The 24687-nt window shown below is 62.1% G+C and carries 20 protein-coding genes; 7 read left to right on the top strand and 13 right to left on the bottom strand.

Annotation, left to right across the window (positions count from 1 at the left end; all coding sequences use genetic code 11):
* The first annotated feature begins 148 nt into the window (after positions 1 to 148).
* Positions 149 to 2191 (top strand): YgiQ family radical SAM protein, encoded by a 2043-nt coding sequence (locus tag VFB05_RS08195; protein ID WP_414643165.1) that lies wholly within the window; start codon positions 149 to 151, stop codon positions 2189 to 2191.
* A gap of 7 nt (positions 2192 to 2198) precedes the next feature.
* Here the strand turns inward: VFB05_RS08195 and VFB05_RS08190 are convergent, their stop codons facing one another.
* The 4 genes from VFB05_RS08190 to VFB05_RS08175 form a co-directional block, all read right to left on the bottom strand.
* Positions 2199 to 2900 (bottom strand): hypothetical protein, encoded by a 702-nt coding sequence (locus VFB05_RS08190; protein ID WP_325010863.1) that lies wholly within the window; start codon positions 2898 to 2900, stop codon positions 2199 to 2201.
* 96 nt (positions 2901 to 2996) lie between these two features.
* A complete protein-coding gene (locus tag VFB05_RS08185; RefSeq protein WP_325010861.1) occupies positions 2997 to 3437 on the bottom strand; it encodes a hypothetical protein in 441 nt (146 codons plus the stop codon).
* Between the two features lie 28 nt (positions 3438 to 3465).
* On the bottom strand, positions 3466 to 4158 hold the full coding sequence (locus VFB05_RS08180; protein WP_325010859.1) for a hypothetical protein: 693 nt from the start codon (positions 4156 to 4158) through the stop codon (positions 3466 to 3468).
* An 89-nt stretch (positions 4159 to 4247) separates the two neighbouring features.
* A complete protein-coding gene (locus VFB05_RS08175; RefSeq protein ID WP_325010857.1) occupies positions 4248 to 5420 on the bottom strand; it encodes a CynX/NimT family MFS transporter in 1173 nt (390 codons plus the stop codon).
* A gap of 186 nt (positions 5421 to 5606) precedes the next feature.
* On the opposite strand from VFB05_RS08175, the gene VFB05_RS08170 reads away from it, so the two are divergent.
* Positions 5607 to 6428, top strand: a complete 822-nt coding sequence (locus VFB05_RS08170; RefSeq protein WP_325010855.1) for an enoyl-CoA hydratase — start codon at positions 5607 to 5609, stop codon at positions 6426 to 6428.
* A gap of 14 nt (positions 6429 to 6442) precedes the next feature.
* Here VFB05_RS08170 and VFB05_RS08165 read toward each other — a convergent pair whose 3' ends face one another.
* The 4 genes from VFB05_RS08165 to VFB05_RS08150 form a co-directional block, all read right to left on the bottom strand.
* Positions 6443 to 7294 (bottom strand): SMP-30/gluconolactonase/LRE family protein, encoded by an 852-nt coding sequence (locus VFB05_RS08165; protein ID WP_325010853.1) that lies wholly within the window; start codon positions 7292 to 7294, stop codon positions 6443 to 6445.
* 729 nt (positions 7295 to 8023) lie between these two features.
* Positions 8024 to 9103: an isocitrate/isopropylmalate dehydrogenase family protein gene (locus tag VFB05_RS08160; protein ID WP_325010851.1), complete on the bottom strand. Its 1080-nt coding sequence runs from the start codon at positions 9101 to 9103 to the stop codon at positions 8024 to 8026.
* Between the two features lie 144 nt (positions 9104 to 9247).
* Positions 9248 to 10318 carry an alcohol dehydrogenase gene (locus VFB05_RS08155; RefSeq protein WP_325010849.1) on the bottom strand — a complete coding sequence of 357 codons (1071 nt, stop codon included), beginning with the start codon at positions 10316 to 10318 and terminating at the stop codon, positions 9248 to 9250.
* A gap of 69 nt (positions 10319 to 10387) precedes the next feature.
* Positions 10388 to 11575, bottom strand: coding sequence for a CoA transferase (locus tag VFB05_RS08150; protein ID WP_325010847.1), 1188 nt, complete (start codon positions 11573 to 11575; stop codon positions 10388 to 10390).
* Between the two features lie 191 nt (positions 11576 to 11766).
* Between VFB05_RS08150 and glgA the strand changes: the two genes are divergently transcribed.
* The gene (glgA, locus tag VFB05_RS08145; RefSeq protein ID WP_325010844.1) at positions 11767 to 13188 is read left to right on the top strand and encodes a glycogen synthase GlgA; all 1422 of its coding nucleotides are present in this window, start codon (positions 11767 to 11769) and stop codon (positions 13186 to 13188) included.
* An 8-nt stretch (positions 13189 to 13196) separates the two neighbouring features.
* Here the strand turns inward: glgA and VFB05_RS08140 are convergent, their stop codons facing one another.
* The 4 genes from VFB05_RS08140 to VFB05_RS08125 all read right to left on the bottom strand — a co-directional run bounded on the left by VFB05_RS08140 (position 13197) and on the right by VFB05_RS08125 (position 19146).
* Positions 13197 to 14453: an MFS transporter gene (locus tag VFB05_RS08140; protein ID WP_325010842.1), complete on the bottom strand. Its 1257-nt coding sequence runs from the start codon at positions 14451 to 14453 to the stop codon at positions 13197 to 13199.
* A gap of 90 nt (positions 14454 to 14543) precedes the next feature.
* The gene (locus VFB05_RS08135; RefSeq protein WP_325010840.1) at positions 14544 to 15050 is read right to left on the bottom strand and encodes a PRC-barrel domain-containing protein; all 507 of its coding nucleotides are present in this window, start codon (positions 15048 to 15050) and stop codon (positions 14544 to 14546) included.
* Positions 15051 to 15128: 78 nt separating this feature from the next.
* Entirely contained in the window at positions 15129 to 17330 is a 2202-nt protein-coding gene (locus VFB05_RS08130; RefSeq protein WP_325010838.1) for an amylo-alpha-1,6-glucosidase, read from the bottom strand.
* 52 nt (positions 17331 to 17382) lie between these two features.
* Positions 17383 to 19146, bottom strand: coding sequence for an ABC transporter ATP-binding protein (locus VFB05_RS08125; RefSeq protein ID WP_325010837.1), 1764 nt, complete (start codon positions 19144 to 19146; stop codon positions 17383 to 17385).
* A gap of 279 nt (positions 19147 to 19425) precedes the next feature.
* Here VFB05_RS08125 and VFB05_RS08120 point away from each other — a divergent pair, with 279 nt between their 5' ends.
* Complete coding sequence (locus VFB05_RS08120) at positions 19426 to 20493, top strand: glycosyltransferase family 4 protein (RefSeq protein ID WP_325010836.1); 1068 nt, start codon at positions 19426 to 19428, stop codon at positions 20491 to 20493.
* Between the two features lie 9 nt (positions 20494 to 20502).
* Here VFB05_RS08120 and VFB05_RS08115 read toward each other — a convergent pair whose 3' ends face one another.
* The gene (locus VFB05_RS08115) at positions 20503 to 21240 is read right to left on the bottom strand and encodes a GntR family transcriptional regulator (RefSeq protein WP_325010835.1); all 738 of its coding nucleotides are present in this window, start codon (positions 21238 to 21240) and stop codon (positions 20503 to 20505) included.
* A gap of 164 nt (positions 21241 to 21404) precedes the next feature.
* On the opposite strand from VFB05_RS08115, the gene VFB05_RS08110 reads away from it, so the two are divergent.
* The 3 genes from VFB05_RS08110 (at position 21405) to VFB05_RS08100 (ending at position 24685) form a co-directional block, all read left to right on the top strand.
* Complete coding sequence (locus VFB05_RS08110) at positions 21405 to 22646, top strand: ABC transporter substrate-binding protein (protein WP_325010834.1); 1242 nt, start codon at positions 21405 to 21407, stop codon at positions 22644 to 22646.
* Positions 22647 to 22829: 183 nt separating this feature from the next.
* Entirely contained in the window at positions 22830 to 23699 is an 870-nt protein-coding gene (locus tag VFB05_RS08105) for a branched-chain amino acid ABC transporter permease (protein ID WP_325010833.1), read from the top strand.
* Positions 23696 to 24685: a branched-chain amino acid ABC transporter permease gene (locus tag VFB05_RS08100; protein ID WP_325010832.1), complete on the top strand. Its 990-nt coding sequence runs from the start codon at positions 23696 to 23698 to the stop codon at positions 24683 to 24685. Before VFB05_RS08105 ends, VFB05_RS08100 begins: the two co-directional genes overlap by 4 nt.
* Positions 24686 to 24687 lie beyond the last annotated feature (2 nt).

The following is a 24687-nucleotide window of genomic DNA, read 5'->3' as shown; positions in this document are numbered from 1 at the left end:
CTCACCATGAGGGTTTCAGACCTCATCCTGAGGAACGCGCATCCCGAGGCAGGCCGCTGCGAACGGTTCCAGGAAAGCGCGCGTCTCGAAGGATGAGGCCGCGATCCCCGGTTGAATTTGCGCGCCCGGAGTCCTATGCGTAAGCCGCATGAACAGCCTCGCTACGGCCGAAAAACCCCTGATGTCCTGGTCTCGCCACGGTTCGCATAATGTGGCGAGTTCCACCAAGGCAGCGCCGTTCCTCCCCATGAGCCGCGCCGAGATGGCGGCGCTCGGCTGGGATGCCTGCGATATCGTGCTGGTGACGGGCGACGCCTATGTCGACCACCCGAGTTTCGGCATGGCGATCATCGGCCGTCTGCTGGAAGCGCAAGGCTTCCGCGTCGGCATCATCGCGCAGCCCGACTGGCAGTCGGCGGAGCCGTTCAAGGCGCTCGGCAAGCCAAGAGTGTTCTTCGGCATCACCGGCGGCAACATGGATTCGATGGTCAACCGCTACACGGCGGATCGGCGTCTGCGCCATGACGACGCCTACACACCGAACGGCGAAGGCGGCAAGCGGCCGGACCGCTGCACCATCGTCTATGCGCAGCGCTGCCGCGAGGCGTTCAAGGATGTGCCGATCGTGCTCGGCGGGATCGAGGCCTCGCTGCGCCGGATCGCGCATTTCGATTACTGGTCCGAAAAAGTGCGCCGCTCGGTGCTCGCTGACGCCAAGGCCGACCTTTTGCTCTATGGCAACGCAGAGCGCGCCGTGGTCGAGGTGGCGCACCGGCTTGCCGGCGGCGAAGCGCCGCGCGACCTCAGCGACATCAGAGGCGTCGCACTGTTCCGCCGCGTGCCTGAAACTTATACCGAGCTTCACGCCGACGATCTCGACTCCGCCGACGAGGGCGCGCGCCGCCAGGCCGGCGACACCGTGATCCGGCTGCCGGCGTGTGAGCAGGTCGAGCAGGATCGCGAGGCGTATGCCAGGGCTTCACGCGTGCTGCATCGGGAGAGCAATCCCGGCAATGCCCGCCCGCTGGTGCAGCGCCATGGCGATCGCGACTTGTGGCTGAACCCGCCGCCGATCCCGCTGACATCGGACGAAATGGATTCCGTCTACGACCTGCCTTACGCCCGCGCGCCGCATCCATCTTACGGCGATGCCAAGATCCCCGCCTGGGATATGATAAAATTCTCGGTGACGATCATGCGCGGCTGCTTCGGCGGCTGCACCTTCTGCTCGATCACCGAGCACGAGGGCCGCATCATCCAGAACCGCTCGGAAGGCTCGGTGCTGCGCGAGATCGAGCGCATCCGCGACCGCACGCCCGGCTTCACCGGCGTGATCTCCGACATCGGCGGCCCGACCGCCAACATGTATCGGATGGCGTGCAAGGACCCGAAGGTCGAGGCGCTATGCAGACGCCCGTCCTGCGTCTTCCCCGACATCTGTCCGAACCTGAACACATCGCACGACGACCTGATCCGCCTCTATCGCAAGGTGCGCGAGGTGAAGGGCATCAAGAAGGTGATGGTCGCCTCCGGCGTCCGCTACGATCTTGCAGTGAAGAGCCCGGAATACGTCAAGGAGCTCGTCACTCATCACGTCGGCGGCTACCTGAAGATCGCGCCCGAGCACACCGAGCGCGGTCCGCTCGACAAGATGATGAAGCCGGGCATCGGCGCCTATCACCGCTTCAAGGAGATGTTCGAGGCCGCCGCAAAGCAGGCCGGCAAGAAATATTACCTGATCCCGTATTTCATCGCAGCGCATCCGGGCACGACCGACGAGGACATGATGAACCTTGCGCTGTGGCTCAAGAAGAACCGTTACCGCGCGGATCAAGTTCAGACATTCCTGCCCTCGCCGATGGCGACCGCTACCGCGATGTACCACACCGGCGTCAATCCGCTACGCGGCGTGCGGCGTGGGACCAGCGACAAGGTCGAGGCGATCAGGGGGCTCAAGCAGCGCCGGCTGCACAAGGCATTCCTCCGCTATCACGATCCGGACAACTGGCCGGTCCTGCGCGATGCACTACGGCAGATGGGCCGCGCTGACCTGATCGGTTCGCGCCCCGATCAGCTCGTGCCGGCGCATCAGCCGCCGGGCACCGGCAAGGCCGCCGGCACGCGGCGGCCGATACGCGACGGCGGGCGGACGCAACGCTTCACCACCAAGGGCGTGCCGATCCGCAAGTAGGCGGCGATCAGGGCGACTCGGGCATCACCGCTTTCGCATTGTCCTTCGCAAAAATCGTGGGCACGTCGAACTTGCCGGTCTCGAGATCATATCGGCAGCGCCAGCCATTCACCACGCCGGTCTGCATCGGCTTGTTGCCCTTGACGTCCGCGTCGCCTGAGAGCCCGATGAGGAGATAGCGGTTCGCCGGCCAATCGACGCCGAGCCAGCGATAGTTCTCGTCGGTGCCCTTCACGAGATTCGCCGAGATGTGGTACTCGGGCTCCTTCTTGACCTTTCGCCATTCGGGACGGGTCTTCATGTAATCCCAGGCCAGGTCGGCCAGCGGCTTCTTGGTTGCGGCAACGAAGCCTTGCGGCGTGAGGTGATACAGATAGAGCGTCATTGTACCCGAGCCGATTTTTTGCATGCGCACCAGCCACTTCGAATCGCTGGTGAAGCGAAACCCTGCTGAATAGTCGTCCTGCTCGGGACCCAGCATGGTGAATGTGCCCTCACGGCGCGCCCAGAACTGCCATTTCCAGTCGTCGGCGTCCTTGTTCACGTATTGCTCGATCGTGGTCGCGCCGTCCGGCGATTTCTGGGTGTGTTCGTCTTCGATCTTGTAGCCGGCCGGCGGACCCGCCGGCCGCGCTGCAGCCGCGGCGCTGCTCCAGGCGCCGATGCCGCAGGCCATAAGCAGACCGAACACGAGTATTCGAGTCTTCATTTTCGCAACTCCTCTGGCCCCTTCACGCGATTAGTCGCGCCTGTCGCGATCCAGTTCATTGAGGGCGGGACCCGTCGGCTCGAAGCGCGCAGGCCTTCACCAGAATCCCGACGGATTATCCGGAAGGGGTTTGCCCTTGCGGTCGTAATGCCGGACCTTCACCACACCTTTTGCATTCGTGGTCTTGACGGACTTGCACCTGCCGTTGGGGTAGTAGGCATATTCAAAATCGAAGAACACGGCGCCGTTGAGCATCTTGGTGGCGCGCGTCAGCTTTCGCCCATCATAGTGGCCGATCAGGTAGACGCGCCCTTCAGTGTGAAGCGCATCGGCCTCGTCTTTCGTGATCTTGTCGCAGAGACTGATCGGGTGCCAATAGCCGTCCCAGCCGAGATAATATTCGACCGGATCGCGTTTGATGCGCGCCCTGACGATGGCGGCCCAGGCAAGCCAGCCGCCGATGAGGAGGCCGATCAACACGATCGCGCCGATCAGAATTTTGACGATTAGCAAGGTCGCGGAGATCAGGAAGTCCATGGCCATGCCCTCGATGGCGCGGTGCCAGCTACTTCGTGCGGCGATAGAGCCCCTGGAACGTCACGCCAGCGCCGCCGCATCCGCCGTTGTCGCCGACTGCGAGCCAGGGGCCGATGCGCTGCATCTGCACGTGGCAGCCGTCGTCGTTATCGGTGAAATCGAGCATGTCGTCTTTCGGCACGACATCGCCCGCGAACTCGCCGGTGTGGAAATCGCGCGCGGTCGGAACGGTGATGCCGCCCTCGACGTGCAATTTGCCGTCGGCGCCTAACGTGATCTCGATCGGGCCGCCGGGGTGAAACCACTTGCCGATCCAGTCCGACGCCTTGGTCGGCGACATTCTGGCAACGGGCGTCAGCGCTGCGGTCGGCAGCCAGCCTGTCGCCCAGATCTGCTTCTTCGCCAGCGGCGACTGGTAGTTGATGCAAGTGAATGCGCCATTGGTCTTGCCGGCAAAAACCAGGTCGTCGGTGACGAGATAGGCGTTGCGGCGGCAGGCATCGGTCGGCGCCGGGCAGCTTTCCGCCTTGAAGTCGTCATCGTACGGGCTCTTGACGAAATTGACGCGCGGCTTCGCGGTCACCTTTGCGATGACCCAGGGCGACTTGTTGTCCCAATCGACGCCGTTGCAGTTCTTCGGATCTTCGGGATCGTAGGCCGACGCGCGGCCGGCCATTAACAGAGCAATCAGAATCAACAGGCAGCCAGCCGTCTTGCACATCGAAATCCCTCGAGCGGTTTATTGCTAGTCGTCACTGGCAAGGTGCCGGTTCAACTCCGCCGCCGGGTCCGTGCCGATGGCTCGTGCCTCTACGGCTGAGCGGGCGAGGTTCTTGCAAATGCCGGCACGGCGACAAAGATCGGAAGACTCCCGAGCAGAATCGGGATAAAGGCCGCGCTCGGACTGCCCGCTGCGTCCCACGCGACGCCCGAAAGGAACGAGACCAGCATCGCGAAGCCGTAACCGATCGAAAATGCCGCGGCGGATGTCAGCGCAACCTCATTGGCGCCGCAGAGCAGCGGCGCGAGGGCCAAGGACAAGACCAGCGCGGCGCCGAGCGAAAATCCGGCGAGACCTGCCCAGAATACGGTCCAGGCACTTGCGGAAAACATGATGCCGATCACGCAGGCAGAAGAGATCGCCGCTAACGTCAAAAGCGGCCATCGTTTGCCCTGAAGCCTGTCGGCCACAAGCAGCAGGAGGAAGGATGCGGGCAGCTGTCCAAGGTTCATTGCGATCAGAGCCGCACTGATGAGATCGTGGCGGCCGCTTCCGTCCAAAGACGAAGGCAGGAAGCCGTTGAGGCAGAAGTAGGTGCTCGTCGTGCTTGCCAGCGTCATGCCAATGCGCCAGTTCAGCGTGCTATTCCATTTCGGGAGCCAGCCGCCGGAGGCGCTTGGCGAGGCATTCGCCGCCGCCTTGGGCGTGAGCACCAGAACCGCCACAGCGGTGGCAACCAGGGGAAGAGACCAGATTCCGAGCGCGGGGCGCCAGTTTCCGTCGAACCAGGGCAGCACGACCGGAAGCATCATCGCGACGGGGATGATTTCCCCGGCGACCAGGCCGTTTGTGTAAACGGCCGTGCCGAAGGTGGCTCGGTTCGGCACCCAGTCACGAACTGCGGCCGCCATTGCCGGCTGCATGATGGCAACGCCAGCGCTCATCACGATACTTGCGAGGTACAGTTGCCACGCGTTTGGTGCCGCTGCCCGGAGCACGCCGCCAACCGCCGCAATCAACAGGCCCCACACCAGGGCGCCACGCACACCCATTCGGGCGATGACGATCGATCCGGGTGCGGCAAAAATAGCAAAGATGACGACGGGTATGCCCGATAGCAACCCGACTTCCGTGCCCGAAAGATGGAGGTTTTGCTGAATGACCGAGATGAGGGGCGGCACCGCCAGCACGGTAAGGCGAAGGCTTGCGCCGCAAGCCCATAGCAGGAAAAAGGCTGCGCGCGCCGTCATCGATTGATTCACTAAGGGCCTCTCCATCGCCGACCAGCCGTCTTTTGCACGCCCTTGACCGTGCGTCCAGCGCGCCCTCCACGACGGGCCGCGGCGTAGAGCAGCCCTGCGGGACGACATGGCATCCCCGCCATTGCAGCCTTCGCAAAGCGGTGCTTCATTGCCGCCTCACACCATCACTTTCCCAAAGGCGCGCTCATGCTCGACGTTCCCGCCCAAAATCAAAAATCATACGCCGACGGCAAGATCCTCAGGAGCGTGACCGAAGGCGTCGGCATCGTCACTTTCAACAATCCCGACAAGCGCAACGCCATGTCGATCGAGATGTGGGAGGGTCTGGGCGCGGCGCTGACCGAATTGCGCGACGACGAGAACGTGCGGGTGGTGATCCTGACCGGCGCGGGCGACAGGGCCTTCATGTCGGGCGCCGACATCAGCCAGTTCGAGAAGAACCGCAGCGATGCCAAGGCCAACGAAGAATATAACCGCAAGAGCGACGCCCAGCGCGCGCTGCTGGCGAACTACCCCAAACCGACGATCGCCTGCATTCGCGGCTTCTGCCTTGGCGGCGGCATGCAGGTGGCGATGCTGACCGACATCCGCTTCGCCGCTGAAGACAGCCAGTTCGGCATCCCTGCCGCCAAGCTCGGCATCGCCTATGGCTTCGAGGGCTTGCGTCACCTGGTTTCGCTGGTCGGCCCGTCCTGGGCTCGGCTGATCCTTTACACCGGCATGCGGATCGATTCCGCGGAGGCGCTCCGGATCGGTCTCGTCGATCGCGTGATGCCGAACGACAAGCTCCTGGACGAAACGCTCGAGGTCGCCCGCACCATCTCCGGCAATGCGCCGCTCGCCATCAAGGCGGCCAAGATCACGATCGCGCAAGTCTTGAAGGACAAGGACGAGCGCGACATGGCCGCTGTCAAGGCGATCGCAACGGCTTGCATGGACTCCGAAGATTTCCGGGAAGGCCGGCAGGCCTTCATGGAAAAGCGCAAGCCACAGTTCAAGGGGCGGTGATTGAGTAGACCCCTTCAGGGATAGCCGGCACCGGCAGTCTCCACCTCGACAACGTCGATGCGCGCGGACGACCTACCCTGCCTGAGTTCCTCGGGCGTGGTCGCAGCACTCAGGCAAAACAGCGTTGTCTTGTCCGGGCCGCCAAGCGCACAGGCAATCGCTCGACGGCCGGACACGCTTATTCGCTGCCGCTCCTTCCCATCCCGATCGATCCTGACGAACGCGTCCTCGCTGTAGCAGGCGGCCCAGACCGCCCCGTCGCGGTCCAGGCAAATGCCGTCCGGATCCTTTCCGCATTTATGCCGAGCACGAAGGCGCAAGCCACCATCGGATTGAATTTCGTAGTCGGCGAGACATTCGCCATCCATCTCGGCGACAACAAGCCGCTTGTGATCTGCCGAAACCGCAATGCCATTTGGAAAGCGTAGCCCGTCGGCAACGACCTCGGTCCTGCCGTCGGGCGTCACCAGGATGATTCTGCCGACGGCGCCTCGCTCGGGCGGAGGCGGAAAATCGAATCCGAGATCACCGACATAAGCGCGCCCCAGCCCATCGACGATCATGTCGTCAATCGTACCAGTTGCGGCATGCGATAGATCTGAATAGAGCGACAGCTGCCCATCCGAGAACGTGAGGAGTTTTTTGCGGAACATGGTCAGCACAACGAGCCTCCCGTCCGGCAAAAAGCCGAGGCCGCACGGAGTATCGCCCGCGACCTTCGCATGCTCCTGCAGATCGCCCGTCGGGCCGATGCTTAGCAGGGTTCGGGCAATGCAATCGACGAACCAAAGGCGTCCGCCATACCAACGGGGTGCCTCAAAGTAGCGCCCTCCGTCGAGCACGGTTCTGAGTTCGCCCTGATTCATGTCGCTCACCCGGCTAGCCGACGTTCGTCAACTTCGAAACACAATGCGAGTTCGGCTGATAAGCCATAGCACGCAGGGCCGCGCAGCGTCGGGATGCGACGAGATTGTGATCGACAATGTTTCGAACATGACGAGCCGATTTGCCCGTCGTGCCAATTCGCCGCAGGGATATCGCTTGTGGCGTCGGGCAAATCACCTTTAGAAGCCCGCCCGTCCCGCGCCCGATCTAGAGGGGCGCTTCGCGATCGTCACGAACGTTGGGTGCGGGATGCGATGGACGCTTTCGCATCGGCTGACGATCGATGAGACGAGCGGACGGCGAAGTCGTGTGGTCTTGGCGCCTCGACGCTGGCGTCAAGCCGGCGGAGATGATCCGCCGGCGATGGTGACAAGAAAGCCCGATCACCAGAGAGAGCACGAAGGAAGCCGTAACACCATCGCCGCGGGGAGTGCCGGATTGTTCCAGACGAACCTGTGGTGACTAACTCGTGTGCTTTCTATCTTTGCGCACGAGGCTGCGGGTGCGTCTGGCACCCGGCATTCCCCGCGCCCTCTTTGGTTCAGAGGGACAATGTTTTGGAGAAACCCGGGCGCTGGATGCGTCGCGGTAAGGAGAATGCTTGTGCCTTTTGCTGTCGTTCCGGGGCGATGCGAAGCATCGAACCCGGAACCTCGAGATTCCGGGTTCGCTCATTTCACTCGCGCCCCGGAATGACGTCGTCAGAGAATTTACAACGCCGCGAGCACCGCGTTGGCGACGTCGGCGGTGCCGTTCGCACCGCCAAACTCCATCGGCTTGATGCCGCCCGCATACGCCTTGTCGACGGCTTGTTCGATGCGCTCACCGGCTTCGGCGGCGGATTCAAGACCGTGCTTGTCCGCGAGCCAGTCGAGCATCATCGCCGCCGACAGGATCATGCCGGTCGGGTTGGCTTTGCCCTGCCCCATGATGTCGGGCGCGGTGCCATGACAGGGCTGGAACACGGCATAGCGGTCGCCGATGTCGGCCGAGGGCGCCATGCCCATGCCGCCGATCAGGCCGGCGGTCATGTCGGAGAGGATATCGCCGAACATGTTCTCCATCACCATGACGTCGAAATCCCAGGGCCGCTTCACCAGCATGGCCGAGCAGGCGTCGACATAAAGATGGTCCTTCTTGACGTCGGGGTGACGTTTGGCGGCCTCGTCGAACATCTCACGAAAGAACGCGAAGGCCTTGAACACATTGGCCTTGTCGACGCAGGTGAGTGCGCCCGGACGCCCGCGCTTCTTGCGGCGCTCGGCGAGGCGGAAGGAAAACTCGAACAGCCGCTCGGACGTCTTGCGCGTGATGACCAAGGTCTCGCGTGCGTCCTCATGGGTGACGACGCCCTTTCCCATCGAGGCGAACAGGCCTTCGGTGGACTCGCGGATCACGACGAGGTCGATGCCGCGCTGGTCGGCGCCGACGATCGGGCTCGGCACGCCGGGAATGAGACGCGCCGGGCGCACGCCGGCATAAAGATCGAAATGAAAGCGCAGTTCGACCTGCGGCATGATCTCGGTGTTGTCGGGGTAGCGCACCGACGGCAGGCCGCAGGCGCCGAGCAGGATCGCATCCGCCTCCTCACACAGCCGGATCGTCGAATCCGGCATCGACTTGCCGGTCTCGCGATAATGATTGGCCCCGGCGGCGGCCTCGGTGAAGCGGAACTTCAGGTCGGTGGTTTTTTCGATTTTGCGCAAGACTTCGAGCGCCGGCTCCATCACTTCGGGACCGATGCCGTCTCCGGGGAGGACGGCGATGTGGAGCGCGTTATTGGCAGACATGAAGAGTGTCCTTGGAGTTTTGATAGATCGGGTTTTTCTGGATTGTCATGGCCGGGCTTGACCCGGCCATCCACGTCTTTCTTGCTGCTGCACCCAAAGACGTGGATGCCCGGCACAAGGCCGGGCATGACGGCGGCGTTTGTATTAAGGCGTCAATATAGCTCGGCCGACCAGGCGTCCCTCCTTCAGACTGCAGAGTGCGTCGAAAGCCTTGGCGAGCGGCATCGGCGTCACCGGGATCGGCGCGATCTTTTTGGCGCGCACGAGCTCGAGCAATTCCTGGGTTTCGCGCAAATTGCCGACATAGCTGCCTTGAATCGTGATCGCCTTGATCGGGATCAGCGGCAGGGCGAAAGTCGCGCCGCCGCCGAACAGGCCGACGATCACGAGCTTGCCGCCCTTGCTCAGGCAGTCGAAGCCGAGCTGCGTGGTCTTGGCATTGCCGACGAGATCGATTACGGCGCGGATCGGCTCGCCCGCCTTCTTGATCAGTTGCTCCAGCGCATCGGCCGCGCCGCCATCGACGGTTGCGAGCGCACCGGCCTTTTCCGCCGCTTCACGCTTGCCGGCATCGATGTCGACCACGATCGCGCCCTTGCCGCCCATCGCTTTCAACAGCGACAACGCCATCAGCCCGAGGCCGCCGGCGCCGATGATCACGATCGGCGTATCGAGCACGGACTCCACCTTCTTGAGCGCACTATAGGTGGTGACGCCGGAACAGGCGTAAGGCGCGGCGGTGACGGGATCGAGCCCCTTCAGGTCGATCAAATATTTCGGATGCGGCACCGTCATGTGGTCGGCATAGCCGCCGTCGCAATAGACGCCAAGCGCGCTTGGCTTGACGATGCACATGTTCTCGTCGCCACCGATGCAGGTCTTGCACTTGCCGCAGCCGAGCCAGGGATAGGCCAATACGACATCGCCGAGCTTCAGCCCGCCTTTGTCGCTTTCCTTAACATCAGGCCCGAAGGCTATGATTTCGCCGACAGTTTCGTGTCCCATCGTCAGCGGCAGCGACACGCCGCGGTCCTTCAGGGACAGCGGCTTGCGGCCGTGGCCGAGATCGTAGCCGCCTTCCCAGATGTGCAGGTCGCTGTGGCAGACGCCAGCCGCCTTCACCTTGATCAGCACGCGCGTACCGGCCGGTTGCGGGGTCGGCTCCTCCATCTCTTTCAATGGGGCATTGAACTCAGCGACCCTGAAACTTCTCATCGTTCCGCTCCCTTTGACTTATTGGCTGACGTGATAGGCCGGAAGCCATCACCCCCGCAAGGCCGAGGGCTACGGCTTGCCGATCACACCTTCGATCTGGCTTTCCGAAAATCCGGCCTCGCCGAGCACCTCGCGGGTGTGTTCGCCAAGCGCGGGCGCGCGCGCTCCCGCCGCGACTTTGGCGCCGGACATCCGGAACGGCAGGTTCACGACCTTGAAAGGGCCGCCATCGTCTTCGACCTCGGCGAGCGCACCGCGATGGACAAGCTGCGGATCGGCCATCGCCTCGGCCACGGTTCGGTATGCCGAACAGGGCACACCGTATTCAGCGAGATCCCTGAGGCACTTTTCGGTCGTCACCGTTTTCGACCAGTCCTCGACGCCATCCATCAGCTCGGTCCAGTAGCGGCGGCGGTCGGCATATTTCGCAAATCGGGAATCGCCGATCCACTCGGGACGGCCGGCGGCGCGAACGAGGCCCTGAAACGTCTTTTCGCTGGCAATCGCCACCATCACATAGCCGTCCGCGGTCTCGACCGGACCGAACATCGGACGGCTCGGCGGCGGCAAGTGGAATTGCGCGGCCTGCACTTCGGTCGGCGTCAGCGTGAGCATCGATTCCAGCATCGACACGTCGATGTGCTGGCCCTTGCCTGTGAGGGTCCGCTGGTAGAGCGCGGCCGAAATCGCACCGAAGGCGTAGACGCCGGTCAGAACGTCGGCGTGATAGATGCCGCAATAGTCGGGCCGGTTTCGCCCCGGTTGGTATGCCAGATGCGCCATATCATAGCCGGATGCGGCGTGAATGACCGGCGCGTAGGCCGGCAGTTCCGCCGACGGTCCGCTCTGGCCGTAACCGGAGATCGAGCAACAGACGAGCTTCGGGTTGAACGGCTGCACGGACGAATAGTCGAGCTTCAAACGCCGCATCACGCCGGGCCGAAAGTTCTCGACGAGAATATCGACACTCTTCACCAGGTGAAGGACGACCTCGAGCGCCTCCGGCGATTTCAGATCGAGGACGATGCTCTTCTTGCCGGCATTGAGCTGGCCGAACAGGCTCGAGCATCCGTTGCGGACCGGAGGACGAATTCGCATCGTCTCGCCGTCAACCGCCTCGATCTTGATGACCTCGGCGCCGACATCGGCCAGCATCCGCGTGCAATGCGGACCGGCAATCGTGGTCGAGAAATCGAGCACACGCAGGCCATGGAGGCTGCCTGTCGCATTCCGCTCATCGATTTCCGCTATGGTCATTGCAGGACTCCCCTGTCGGCCGGTCTAGCCGAAAACATTAGAAGGAGCAGGCTCAAGGGGAAAGCCCGGCAAGGAATGCCGGCCGAGACGCCAAGAATGGATGCAGCGGCTGCCCAAGTAAGCGGCGGCAAGCATCTGGAACTGATCTTGCATAGACAGCGTTTAGCCACGGCAGCGTGCGAGGGCGTATTTTGAAGGTCCTGTTCGTTACCACGGAGATGGACGACTTCGTTCGGGTCGGCGGCCTTGCCGCCGTCTCGGCGGCGCTACCTCGGGCGCTGCGGCGCTGGACCGACGTCCGCGTCTTGCTTCCCGGCTATAGCGACGTCGTCGAACAATTCACGCATATCGAGATTGTCGGCTATTCTCCAGCGCTTGCGGAGATGCCGGCCTGCTCGCTCGGCCTCGGCGCGACCAAGGACGGCCTGCCTGTCTACGTTGTGTTGTGTCCACAATTATACGATCGGCCGGGCAACCCCTATGGCGACGAGGACGGCCGTGACTGGCCGGACAACGACATCCGCTTCGCACGACTGGCTTCGGTCGCCGCTGAGCTCGCAACCGGCAAGCTGGACAAGAATTGGGCAGCCGATCTGGTCCACGCCAATGACTGGCAGGCGGCGCTGGTGCCGGCCTACCTCGCCTGGAGCGGCAGCAAGATCCCAAGCATCTTCACCATCCATAATCTGGCGTACCAGGGCCTGTTTGCGAAGGAGACGCTCAGGCGGATCGGCGCCCCGCCGGACTCCTTTCACATCGACGGCCTCGAGTTCTACGACAAGCTGTGCTTCCTCAAGGGCGGCCTCAACTACGCCTCGCATCTGACGACCGTCAGCGAAACCTACGCCAAAGAGATCACAACGCCCGAGTTGGGTTGCGGCATGGAGGGGTTGCTTCGACGCCGCTCGGACGCGCAGCAACTGACGGGCATTCTGAACGGCATCGACGAGAGCTGGGATCCGCGCGTCGATGCCCAGTTGGCGCAGCAGTTCGCGCCCGGCGACTGGATCGGCAAGCAGGCCAACGCGGACTATGTTCGCCACCAGTTCGGCCTCGCGCTGTCGCGCGGACCGCTGTTCGGCCTTGTCGCCCGTCTTGTTCACCAGAAGGGCATCGATCTCGTGCTGTCGGCGACCGACGAGATCATCAAGGCCGGCGGCCAGATCGTCATCACCGGGCGCGGCGAACCGGAAATCGAGAAGGCGCTGGTCGCGGCGCACCGGCGCCGGCCCGACGCGATCGGCGTGGTGATCGGCTTCAACGACGGTCAGGCGCGGCGGATCTTTGCCGGCAGCGACTTCACCTTGATGCCCTCGCGCTTCGAGCCATGCGGCTTAAGCCAGATGTATGCACAGCGGTTCGGATCGCTTCCGATCGGGCACATGACCGGCGGCCTCGCCGAGACGATCAAAGACGGCGAAACCGGCTTTCTGTTCTCGCAACCCTCGACGGAATCCTTCCTCGGCGGCGTCCGGCGCGCCTTCTCGACCTACCTTTCGAAAGATCGCCTCGACGTGATGCGCCGGAGCGCGATGGCGCGATCCTTCAGTTGGAGTATTTCCGCGGCTCTCTATGGCGCGCTCTACCGCAAGACGTTGACGGTGGGACCCTAGAAAGTCGTTTACGCTTGCCGGCTTCGCGATGGCGGCCGGGTTTCCGGCATCGCCAGCCAGATGACGGCAAGGCCGAGCGCCGCAACGCCGGCAAGGCCGGCGAAGGCGACGCTGCTGCCAAACTTGTCGCTGACGTATCCAGCCAGCACGGTGCTCAGCGAGGCGCCTATACCGGTCGCGGTGCCGACGACGCCTTGGGCGAGATTGAAGTGGCCGCTTCCGAACGCGACATCGGCGACGACGAGGGGAATCAAGACGCTCAAAACTGCCGCCGTGATGCCATCGAGCACCTGGATCGCCACCAGGAGATACGGATCGTGCACGGTCGCAAACATCAAACCTCTTGCGGCGAGCGCAGCAAATCCGAGCAGGAGCAGCGGCCGCCTTCCCCATGCTTGCGCTTTGCGTCCTACCGACGGAGAGGCCAGCGCGACGATGGCTTGCGGCACGATGATGCAGGCCGCAATGAGAACGGTCGCCCATTGGCTCGATCGCGTGGTGACGATGCCAGCCATCAGCGGAAGCATCGAGGCATTGGCCAATTGCAGCAGCAGAATGCTGCTGGCAAAGATCAGGAGAGGACGTTGCCGCAAGAGCACCAGCACGCTGGTCGATTTGGCGCTCGGCTCGCTCGGCGGCACGAAACCATGGGCGCGGGCGGCGTCGACTTCACGTTCCCGGATGCGCGAAAGCGCGAGCAAGGTCGGGATCGCCAGCGCGAAAGCGACAAGGAACACCGAGCGGCTCGACAGCAGATAGCCAAATGTCCCCATCAAAGCGGCGGCGACGCCGTTGCCGAGCGAGGCAAAGCGCGCGTTGCGCCCCAGCCGCTCGCTGATCGCCAAGGGCCCCACAAGGCCAAGGCTGATCGCGGCAATCGCCGGACCAAGCACACAGCTCGCCGCCGCATGCAGCGCAGCCGCCGCCGCGATGACCGGGAAGATCGGCCACAATGCGTAGGCCAACGCGCTGCATCCGATCGTCGCGATGGCAAGACCCGCAACCAGCCGCTCGGATTTCGCCGCGTCGATGATCGCGCCGCCCGGCATCTGGCCGAACAGGGCGATGATGCTGCCGATGGAAAGGATCGAGCCGATCTCGACCTGAGTCCATTTCTCCGTGGTCAGGTAGACCGCGACGAACGGACCGAAGCCGGTCTGCACATCCGCCAGAAAGAAGATGAACCAGTCGAGACCGCGAAGGCTTTCGCGAGAGGGAGCCGGCGCCGCGCGTGCCATCATCGCCTCAGCTTTGGAACGCACCATCCGAGGGTCACGACCCGCTTGCCCGCTCTCCTCAGGGCGGTTGCGTTGTTTTTGGGGCGGGGATCGGCGCGCAAACATTTCTCCGCCGTCTTACTGATGATCGAATTGCCACGGCTTGAGGCTGCCCGCGGCGCCCAGAACCACGATCGGCGTGCCGTCCTTGTATTCGGGAGCGGCCATCACCTGTTCCTTGGTCAAATCAAGCGTAATGCTGTCACTCTTGTTGGCGACGTGGCCGAAATGCAGTGCGTTCCAATCGACGACAATCTTCCGGCTGCCAACACCCAGAAAACCGCCAAAATCGATTACAGCCGCGCGCACCGTCCCCTCGCGGTCGACGATGACATCAACGATGCGTCCCATGTCTTCGTCTTTCGCGCTTCGAACGTCCCGACCGAGCACACCATGCGCTTCGCTTGCGCCGATGATCGTGACGGATGCAGGCGGCGCCGGCTCCTTCGGCGCGGCCGCAGGCGGAGCACCCTCTTGCTGCTGCGGTGGCGGCGGAGATGTTGCTTCGCCTTCGGCCCAGGAATGCGCTCGGTAAAGACAAACAAAGCTTATGATCGCGAGCGTGAACAACATTCTGGCGCGCATCTCATCCCCTCGCTTGAAGAACGGCAGCGAAATCTTCCGCCGCCACTGATCAGGGTACAGCCGTCGCTTCCCTCGAGATCAGCGGGAAAGCACGATGGAAACCTGAATCTTGCCCCGCGTCTTCATGACCTCGAGCGACACTTCGTCATCATGTCGGCGCAGCCGGAGATCTGCGCTCGAAGTGCCCAGTCGCAGATCGCGAAGAACGACTTCGTTGAGGAAGGCCGGCAGGCGCGGGTTGCGCAGACGGATTTCTCCATGGTCGGCATCGAATTCGAGTCCGAGCGCCGCCTCGAGCAAAGTGAACGGCGTCGCGCTCGCCCAGGCTTGCGGCGCGCAGGCGACCGGATAGAGCGTCGGCCCACGTCCCTTCTCGCGCCGGAAGCCGCAGAACAATTCAGGCAGCCTGCGCAAATCCATATAGGTCGCGGCATCAAACAGCGCCTTGAACACCTGCTCGACCGCGAGTTTATGCCCATAACGCGCGAGCCCAAGCGCGATCAGCGCGTTGTCATGCGGCCAGATCGAGCCGTCGTGATAGGACATCGGATTGTAGCGCGCCTCACCCTGCGCCACGGTGCGGATGCCCCAACCGGTGAAGAAATTGGGTTGCATCAATCCGGCCGCGACCTGGCGAGCGCGATCCTCGCTCACGATCCCGGTAAAAAGCAGCTGCCCGGCATTCGACGTGCGTACCCGACAGGGCTTCTTTTTGCCGTCAAGCGCAACCGCGTAAGTGGAAAGCTCATCGCACCAGAAGGTCTTTTCGAAACGCTCCGCGAGCTGCGCCGCTTGCCCCTCGAGCTGCCGCGCCCTCTCGAACAATCCCATGCGCCCGGCGCAACGCGCCGCCAGTTTCTTTGCTGCAAAGACGTAACCCTGCACCTCGGCGAGCGCGATGTAGCCTTCTGCGAGCTGCCCGTCGGCATGGAAGATCGCATCGAACGAATCTTTCCACCCCTGATTGGCGAGCCCCTGTTCCGATGCACGTTGATACTCGACAAAGCCGTCTTGATCGGGATCGCCGGCGCCGTCGATCCACGCCAGACCTGCTTCGATCGCCGGCCAAAGTTCGGCAAGCGTATCGTCATCGCCGGTTCGATCGACATAAAGGCCGGCCAGAAGCACAAACAACGCCGTGGCGTCGACACTGCCGTAGTACTGCTTGAACGGCACCTCGCGCAGCGCAGCCATCTCGCCGCCGCGCATCTCATGCAAAATCTTTCCCGGCGCTGCATCGGCAAGCGGATCGACCGCTTTGGCCTGATACAGGGCCAGGCGCTTCAGCACACCGCGGGCTACCCGCGGATCGATCCACAGCATCTGAAGCGCAGTGATGATTCCGTCGCGGCCGAACGTCGTCGAGTACCAGGGAATTCCGGCATACGGGTACCGGCCCTGCGGCGTGTCCGTCATCAGGATGTTGAGATCGGCCATCGAGCGGCAAAGAACCTCATTGAAAATATTGTTCGAGGTTTCGATGCTGACAGCGCCCTTCGTCTGCTCGCGCATTTCCCGGCGATGCGCCAGCAAGCCGCGAAAGAACGGAACCGGCTTTGAAGCCACTGGCTTGTTGCACGACACGATGACAAACAGCGAGTGCGTCTGCTTGGGCGCGAGTTCGAGATGATAGGTCGCCGCGTTCGCAGTAAGCCGCGTTGGCTGCGGATCGAACTGAAGCGCGGTGGACCGCGGGGTGCCGTCAAGGCCCGTATAGTCGAGCAGGACATCGGACGGCCCCAGCAGCTTGCCCGAGGCGACGCCGCGGCGCTCGCGACGCTCGCCCCTCACCTCAAACAGATCGGCAAAATCGTTGCCGAACAGCAGCGTCAAATCGAAGTTCGCGGTATCTTCGCTGTGATTCTGAACGCCGATGCGCTGGTAGGCGGCGCCTCGCCACAGAAAGATGGTGCGCACAATGTGCAGCACGTCCTTCTGAAGCACATTGCGCCCCTGGCGATAGACGTCGGGGTTGGTCAAATCCACCGTGAGCGCCGAATTGTCGTCCCGAAGGCTCGAGCCAAGGAGCAGCGGCTGCACTTCATCCAGCACCAGTTCGAGCCGAGCCAGATAGCGCGTGTCGGTGTTGAACAAGCCATCCGGTCCGCCTGCGGAGGCGCCGATGTCTCCGTGGCTATCGAGCACGATGAAGGTATCGTCATGCTTGAGCGAGCGGCGCGGCCGGGCGGCGGGACCGGTCATCGGAATATAGAAGGGAGATTCCGTGATCGTTTCCGCAACACGCAAGGTGGTGATGCTCGTGACGGCTTCGGCTGACATATGACCTCGCTTGGACTGCAGCGACAGGCTTACGCAACGCTCATCTTGCAAGTCAGGCCGCGTGCTTCGCAAGGCGCCTCATTTCCTGCGTCACCAGCTCGCGGTATGGGCCCTGCCCTTGCATCAGGCGATCGGGCGAACCGTCCTCGATGATCCGACCGGCCTTGAGCATCACGACGCGGTCGAAATGACGCAACGTAGCCAGCCGATGGGCAATCGCGACGACTGTACGCCCACGCATCAACCGCGACAGCGCCTCGCGTATGGCTTCCTCGGACTCGCTGTCGAGCGCGGCGGTCGCTTCGTCAAGCAACAGGATTGGGGCATCTTTCAGGAAGGCGCGCGCGATCGCGATCCGTTGCCGCTGTCCACCTGACAACTTGACGCCGCGGTCTCCGACCATGGTTTCCAGTCCATCCGGCAGCTGCTCGACAAAATCGCAGCGCGCCGCGATTGCGGCCCGCAACACCTCGTCGTCGGTCGCGTTCGGTCGTCCATAACGGATATTTTCCATGATCGAGCGGTGGAAGAGCGAAATATCCTGAGGTACGACCGAGATCGACTCACGCAAGCTTTGCTGCGTGACGCGCGAAATATCCTGACCGTCGATCGTGATGCTTCCATGTTGAACGTCGTAAAATCGTTGCAACAGGACGAACAGGGTCGACTTTCCGCCGCCGGACTGGCCGACCAGCCCCACCCGTTGTCCGGGCTGAATGCGAAGGCTGAACTTGTCGAAGACCGTCGCTCCGCCGGGATAGTTGAATGAGACATTGTTGAAGGTAATCGCCGCGCCACTCTTGATCAGTGGCTCGGCTTCCGGATGGTCGCACAGCTCATGCGGAAGCAACAACGTGGCAAGCGCCTCGGTCAACCGGGCGACATGCTGCGTCACATCGACCAGCGCAACGGCAAGATCGCGCGTCGCACTGAGGATGGAAATGCCAAGTGTGCAAACCAGGACGACATCGCCGGTGGTGGCACTGCGGCTTTGCCAAAGTGTGATCGCCCAGGCCAGGATCGCAATCGTCAGCACAACGGTCACTGCGGCATGGGTGAGCCGAAGTTTCTCGAGATATCGAAGACTGCGCCCACGCGCCGTGAGCTCCCGTTTGACGGTCGCATCAAAACGTTCATGCTCGAAGCTTAGTCCGCAAAATGCGCGCACCAGCGGCATGTTGTTGATGACGTCGACCATTTCGCCGTCGACCGCGGCTGCCTTGTCGGCGAAATCGTCATGCAACGGCTTTCCGGCTGCTGCGAGCCGAAACATTGCCACCACCATCCCGCCCGCGACGACGATCAGGACTGCCGACATCTGCAGGCTGACGGTTCCAATCAGCGAAATTGCGGAAATCGTGGCGATACACGGCGGCAGCACGTTCCAGATGAACATGTTTTCAACGGAAAAGACCGCGTTCGACGTCGCGGTGATGCGGCTGGTCAGCATTCCCGGCAAGCGATCCGAGAAATAGCTGGGCGCATGGCCGGTCAGATGACGAAACATGTCGCGGCGCAGGTCACCGGTGACCCCGACAAACGTAAAACTCGCAATCCAGCCAGCAATTCGCCACAAGAAATTGTCCGCAGCGATGAGTGACATCAACAACGCAAACGCAAGCCACACTCTGTCGGCGTTACTTGGTCCGCCTGAGAGACCATCGACCAGAAACTTCACGCCATATTGGGTGCCCACAGAACAGGCAACCGCCGCAATAACGGCCGAAAAAATACAAAGGTGTGACGCCGGCCTGTTTCGAAGGTAACGCAGCACGAAAGCAAACGGGCGATTGGCATAGCCTGAGAGTTCATCCATGTGCCGCAAAACCTTTTTGTGTGGCCTGTTTCCAGGTCCGTTTTGTTCCAGCCGATGGAATGCCGCACGTTGCTTCACGGTTCCCGCCCCGCTGTCTTCAGGCACAGCAAATCTCGTTCACCGCAGACATCAATGGTGACGTTCCCGATGAAAGAAGTGCGCGCCTTACTGGAACCTCGCAGATGCGGAAACGTTCCCCTCGCGGCGCTGCTGCGCCGGGCTAACGGTAAGTGGGGGCTGTTCATCCATGACATCGGTAAGACGAGAGGAGACGGGTAAATGCGCATCGCGCAAGTAGCTCCGCTGACGGAGGCTGTTCCACCCAAATTTTATGGCGGAACTGAACGGGTGGTACATTGGCTGACGGAGGAACTTGTCGCACTTGGAAACGATGTGACCTTATTTGCCAGCGGAGACTCCCAGACATCTGCGAAACTGGACGCGACGTGGCCGAGGGCCCTACGCCTGGATGGATCGGTTCGCGATCCAAACGCACTTCACATGGTGATGTTGGAGCGGGTTCGGCGAAAATGTGACGATGAGGAGTTCGACTTCCTCCATTTTCACCTCGACTACTACCCGTTCTCGCTGTTTTTTCGGCAGCCGACACCGTTCGTGACGACGCTGCATGGGCGGCTGGACCTCCCCGAGCACCAGCCGGTCTTCAATACTTTCTCGTCAGTTCCGGTGATCTCGATTTCGAACGCGCAGCGGCGTCCGGTGCCGCAAGCGAACTGGCTTCGGACCATCCATCACGGCTTGCCGGAAAAGCTGCTGACGCCCCGGCCGGTCACTCCTTCCTATCTTGGCGTGCTTGGCCGGATCGCGCCGGAAAAAGGCGTCGATCGCGCGATTAGGATTGCCATCCGATGCGGTATCCCCCTGAAGATCGCTGCCAAGGTCGACCGCGCAGACCAGGAATATTACGACGAGGTGATCCGCCCCATGATGGATCATCCGCTCGTCGAATATATCGGCGAGATCAGCGATCACGAGAAATCCGACTTTCTCAGTGGTTCGCTCGGCCTGCTCGTCCCGATCGATTGGCCCGAACCATTTGGTCTCGTCATGATCGAGGCCATGGCGTGCGGCACCCCGGTGATTGCCTTCAACCGCGGCTCAGTACCGGAGATCATCGACGAGGGGCTGACCGGGTTCATCGTCGAGGACGAGATCAGCGCGGTTACGGCGGTGGCAAGTGCGGCGCAGCTCGATCGCAGCAGGATCCGCAAACAGTTTGAGAGGCGGTTCACCGCAAAGCGGATGGCGCTCGATTATCTCGCCGCATATCGCAGCCTGATGGAAGTGAGCGAGCCGCGCATCAAACTGGTCAGCAGCGCAGAATGACACCTGCCCTCATGCCGTCTGACGGTCGGCTTTCCCGAAGCGCCGCTCGTAATCCTTGATATAGGCTTCAGGTGCAGGCTGCAAATGACGTCGGGTCAGCGCCACAAGCTCGTCCCGACGCGAATTGCGCAACGCCTTGATCATGTCGCGGTGATCCTGTCGTGCACGATCGAGCACGTCGGGAAACGCATTTGCATATGAGCGGATGCCATAGACCTTCTGCGCGAGAAGATCGATGGTCTCGATGAGACAGGAATTGCCGCAGAGGCCGAAAACGACCTGGTGAAAACTGAGATTGCTGTAAAACACCGTCAGCAGGTCACCGGCCGCGATCGCCTCGGCATGCTTTCGCTGAATTTCATCCAACTTTTCAAGATCAGCCGCTGCCACCGGAAACGGGATGATCCGGACCGCCATCACCTCGAGCTCTTCCCGCACTGCGTAGATTTCCCGCACCTCTTTTGGCGTCAACCCGCGCACCACGGCGCCACGATTGGGAATTCGCTCGACCAGTCCCTTCTTTTCGAGTTCGAAGAGGGCCAATCGCACATCGCCCCGATGCGTGCGGAAGAGATCGCCGAGATCCTGTTCGACCAACCTTTCGCGCGGTTGACGCCGCCCAAGGACTATGTCCTCCTCGATGCGCTTGGCGATGACGGCAGCAGCCGGCTCGCGCGGCCGCGACACCGGCATCCGCTGAGATTTCGGCGCTCGGACCGTGCTGCGCTTGGCTGGTTTTCCGGCCATTATGTCTCCGCTATGACGCGGCCTCTTCGACGGCCGCCCAGGAGCTCGCGGTAAAGTTCAACGGCATATTGTAAACAATATTGAATACGGTTACCATCCCGAAAAATGAGCGGCTCGGACCAACGGGACGCGAGCCCGACAACGGCGGCAAGGGAGGAAATCACATGAAAAAACCGCGCAGGGATTCCGACGGCAAAATCTCTCTGGGGACGTTGTCCAGGCGACAAAGCCGCCGCGAATTCATGGTCAAGACGGCTTTGGCGGCTGGTGCATTCGGCGCGGTGCCGCTGCGCGGCTGGGCCGCCGACCCCGTCAACATCGGCGCGCTTTATCCGACCACCGGCAGCATGGCGCAGATTGGCGTCGGCTGCGTCGCTGCTGCCAAACTCGCGGTCGACATGGTCAACGACGCCGGCGGCATCAAGTCGCTCGGCGGCGCGAAACTCAATCTGATCGTTTCCGACGTGCAAAGCGACACCACGGTGACGCGGACGGAAACCGACCGCCTCATCACCGGCAACAAGTTGTCAGCCATTCACGGCTGCTATGCCAGTGCTCTCACTTTGATCGCGAGCGAAGTCGCCGAGCGCGCCAAGGTCCCGCTGATCACGGGATCGAGTTCGGATCAGCTCAACAAGGGCCGCACCTACACCTTCACGCCGTTTGCCCGCGCCTCGCAATTCGCCCGCGCGCAATTGCAGATGAGTAAGCTCGTCAGCGACACGCCGAAGGTCGCCGTCATCTTCGAAAACACGGCGTTCGGCACATCGACGTCGAACGGTCTCAAGGAACAGGCTACGGGCGAAGGCGTCGAGATCGTGATGTTCGAGCCCTACTCGGCCGGCTTTACCGACGCGAGCCCACTGATCAACAAGGTCAAATCCTCCGGCGCCAACACGCTGTTCTCGGTTTCCTATCTGAACGATCTCATTCTGATCGTGCGAACCGTCAAGCAGTTCGGCCTCAACATCTCGATCAACGGCGGCTCGGGCGGCTTCGTCATTCCGGATTTCTACAAGAATGTCGGCAAGCTCGCCGAAGGCCTGCAAGGCGTCGCGCACTGGAACCACGATGTCAGCGAGGACGCGCAGAAGGTCAACGCCGAGTTCAAGAAGCGCACCGGCGATTTCGCGTTCGAATATGCCGGTGGGCTCGTTGCTCAAACCTTCATGCTGGCGGACGCGCTGGAGCGCGCTGGCTCCGCCGACCCACAAAAGGTGCGCGAAGCACTGTCGACGCTCGATGTATCCTCCGGCTATGCCGCAATGGCGCCGGGCGGCAAGGTCAAGTTCGGCCCCGACGGCAAGAACATCTACGGACATCCGGTCGGCGTGCAGTGGCAGAACGGCGATCTCGCCAGCATCTTCCCGAAAGAAGATGCGCGCGCGCCCGTCATGAAGATCTAGAGCCGGCCGCATCTCGTACCGCCGATCTGAAGTCCCTGCAGCGTTCGCGGCCGGTTCGTTTTCAGGGACTTCAGATCGGTAAGCGGTACGAGCAATCAAATTTTGCTAGTGCCCGTGACTTTCCGAAGTTCGTGAAAGGTGGGCGCTGAGGGTGGGACACGAACTTCGGAAAGCGGGCACTAGATGTTCGAGACAGTGGCCCAGGCCGTCATCAACGGCCTGCTCATCGGCGGGATTTACGCGCTCGTCAGTATCGGCGTCACGCTGATCTTCGGCGTGGTCAAGATCGTCAACTTCGCCCAGGGCGAATTCGTGATGATCGGGATGTACATCAGCTTCTTCCTCGCCAATCAGTTCGGCGTCGACCCTCTGCTCTCGCTGTTCGTTTCGATGCCGGTGCTGTTCGTGGTGGGCGTTCTGATCCAGCATTTCCTGATCCGCAGGGTGCTCGGGCCAAACGACATGCCGCAAATCTTCCTGACCTTTGCGCTGTCGCTCCTGCTCCTCAATCTCGCACTGATGCTGTTCACCGCCAACTATCGCACCGTGCACACGTCCTACTCCGACGAAGCCTTCCATATCGGCGGGCTCTACATTCCAGAGGCAAAACTGATTGCCTTCGTTGTCGCGATGGCGTTGAGCGCCCTGCTCTGGCTGTTTCTGCACACTACCGATCTCGGCAAGGCGATGCGCGCGGCCTCGCAAAACCGCGACGTGGCGATGTTGATGGGCATCAACCCCAACCGCGTTTTCTGCGTTGCGCTCGGCATCGCACTGGCGCTGGCGGGCGCCGCCGGATCGCTGCTGATGCCGTTCTATTCCGCCTACCCGTTTGTGGGTCAGGTGTTCGTCTTGATGGCGTTCGTCGCGGTGGTGTTGGGAACGCTCGGCAATGTCTTGGGGGCTTTGGTCGCAAGCCTGATGATGGGCGTCGCTGAATCCCTCGGCATTCAATATGTCGGCGCCGACTCCGGCCTGATCGTGGTGTTCGCCATGCTGCTGCTCACGCTCGCCTTCAAGCCGACCGGCCTTGGCGGAGGCCGCGCGCGATGATGCAAGATATCAATCCGCGTCACGCCATTCTCATCGCGATCGGGATTGCGATCCTGATCGCCCTGCCGATGGTGGTGAAGAGTTCGTTTGCCATCGACATCTTTGTGCGGATCCTGCTGTTCGCCTTCATCGGCACCGCATGGAACCTGATGGGCGGCTACGCCAAGCAACTCTCGCTGGGACACGCCGCCTATTTCGGCCTCGGCGCCTACACCTCGACCATTCTCCAGATCGACTACGACGTCTCGCCCTGGATCGGCATGGTTGCCGGCGGCGTGGTGGCTGCGCTGGCGAGCCTGCCGATTGGCTGGCTCTGCTTCCGCCTGCGCGGCCCCTATTTCACCATCGCGACCATCGCAACCGCACAGGCATTGATGCTGATCTTCCTGAAATTCCGCGATTTCGCCTGGGGCGCCGAGGGCACGACGATCCCCAATCTCGGCACTGCGCCCTTGATGATGCAGTTCGAGAACAAGAGCTCCTACTATTATGTCGTGCTCGGCTTGCTGCTGCTCAGTCTCCTCGTCACCTGGCTGATCGAGCGTTCCTGGGTCGGCTACTATCTGGTAGCGATCGGCGAAGACGAGGATGCAGCCGAGGCGATAGGGGTCAACGCGCCGAAAATGAAGCGCGACATCTACATGATCTCTGCGTTTCTCACCGCGCTCGCCGGAACGTTCTATACCCAGTACATCTACTTCATCGATCCGGCGACGGCGTTCTCCTTTAACATCTCGATCGAGGCCGCGCTGGTGTCGATCGTCGGCGGCATCGGAACGCTGTGGGGTCCGCTGATCGGCACCGTGCTGCTCGAGACGACGTCCACACTGCTGCAAAGCTGGCTCGGCAGTTCGATCGGCGGCGTCCAACTCACTGTCTACAGCCTGATCCTGATGGCCGTGATCCTTTGGCGGCCGACCGGGCTGATGGGCATGATCGAGGAACTCCGTCAACGCACCGCCGGCCGCAAGCCGGCGCGGGCTTGAGG

This window comes from Bradyrhizobium sp. (assembly GCF_035652035.1).
In the GTDB taxonomy this organism is placed as follows: Bacteria; Pseudomonadota; Alphaproteobacteria; order Rhizobiales; family Xanthobacteraceae; genus Bradyrhizobium.
The sequence above is the reverse complement of the archived record's forward strand: the minus strand, read 5'-3'. Positions and strand labels throughout refer to the sequence as shown.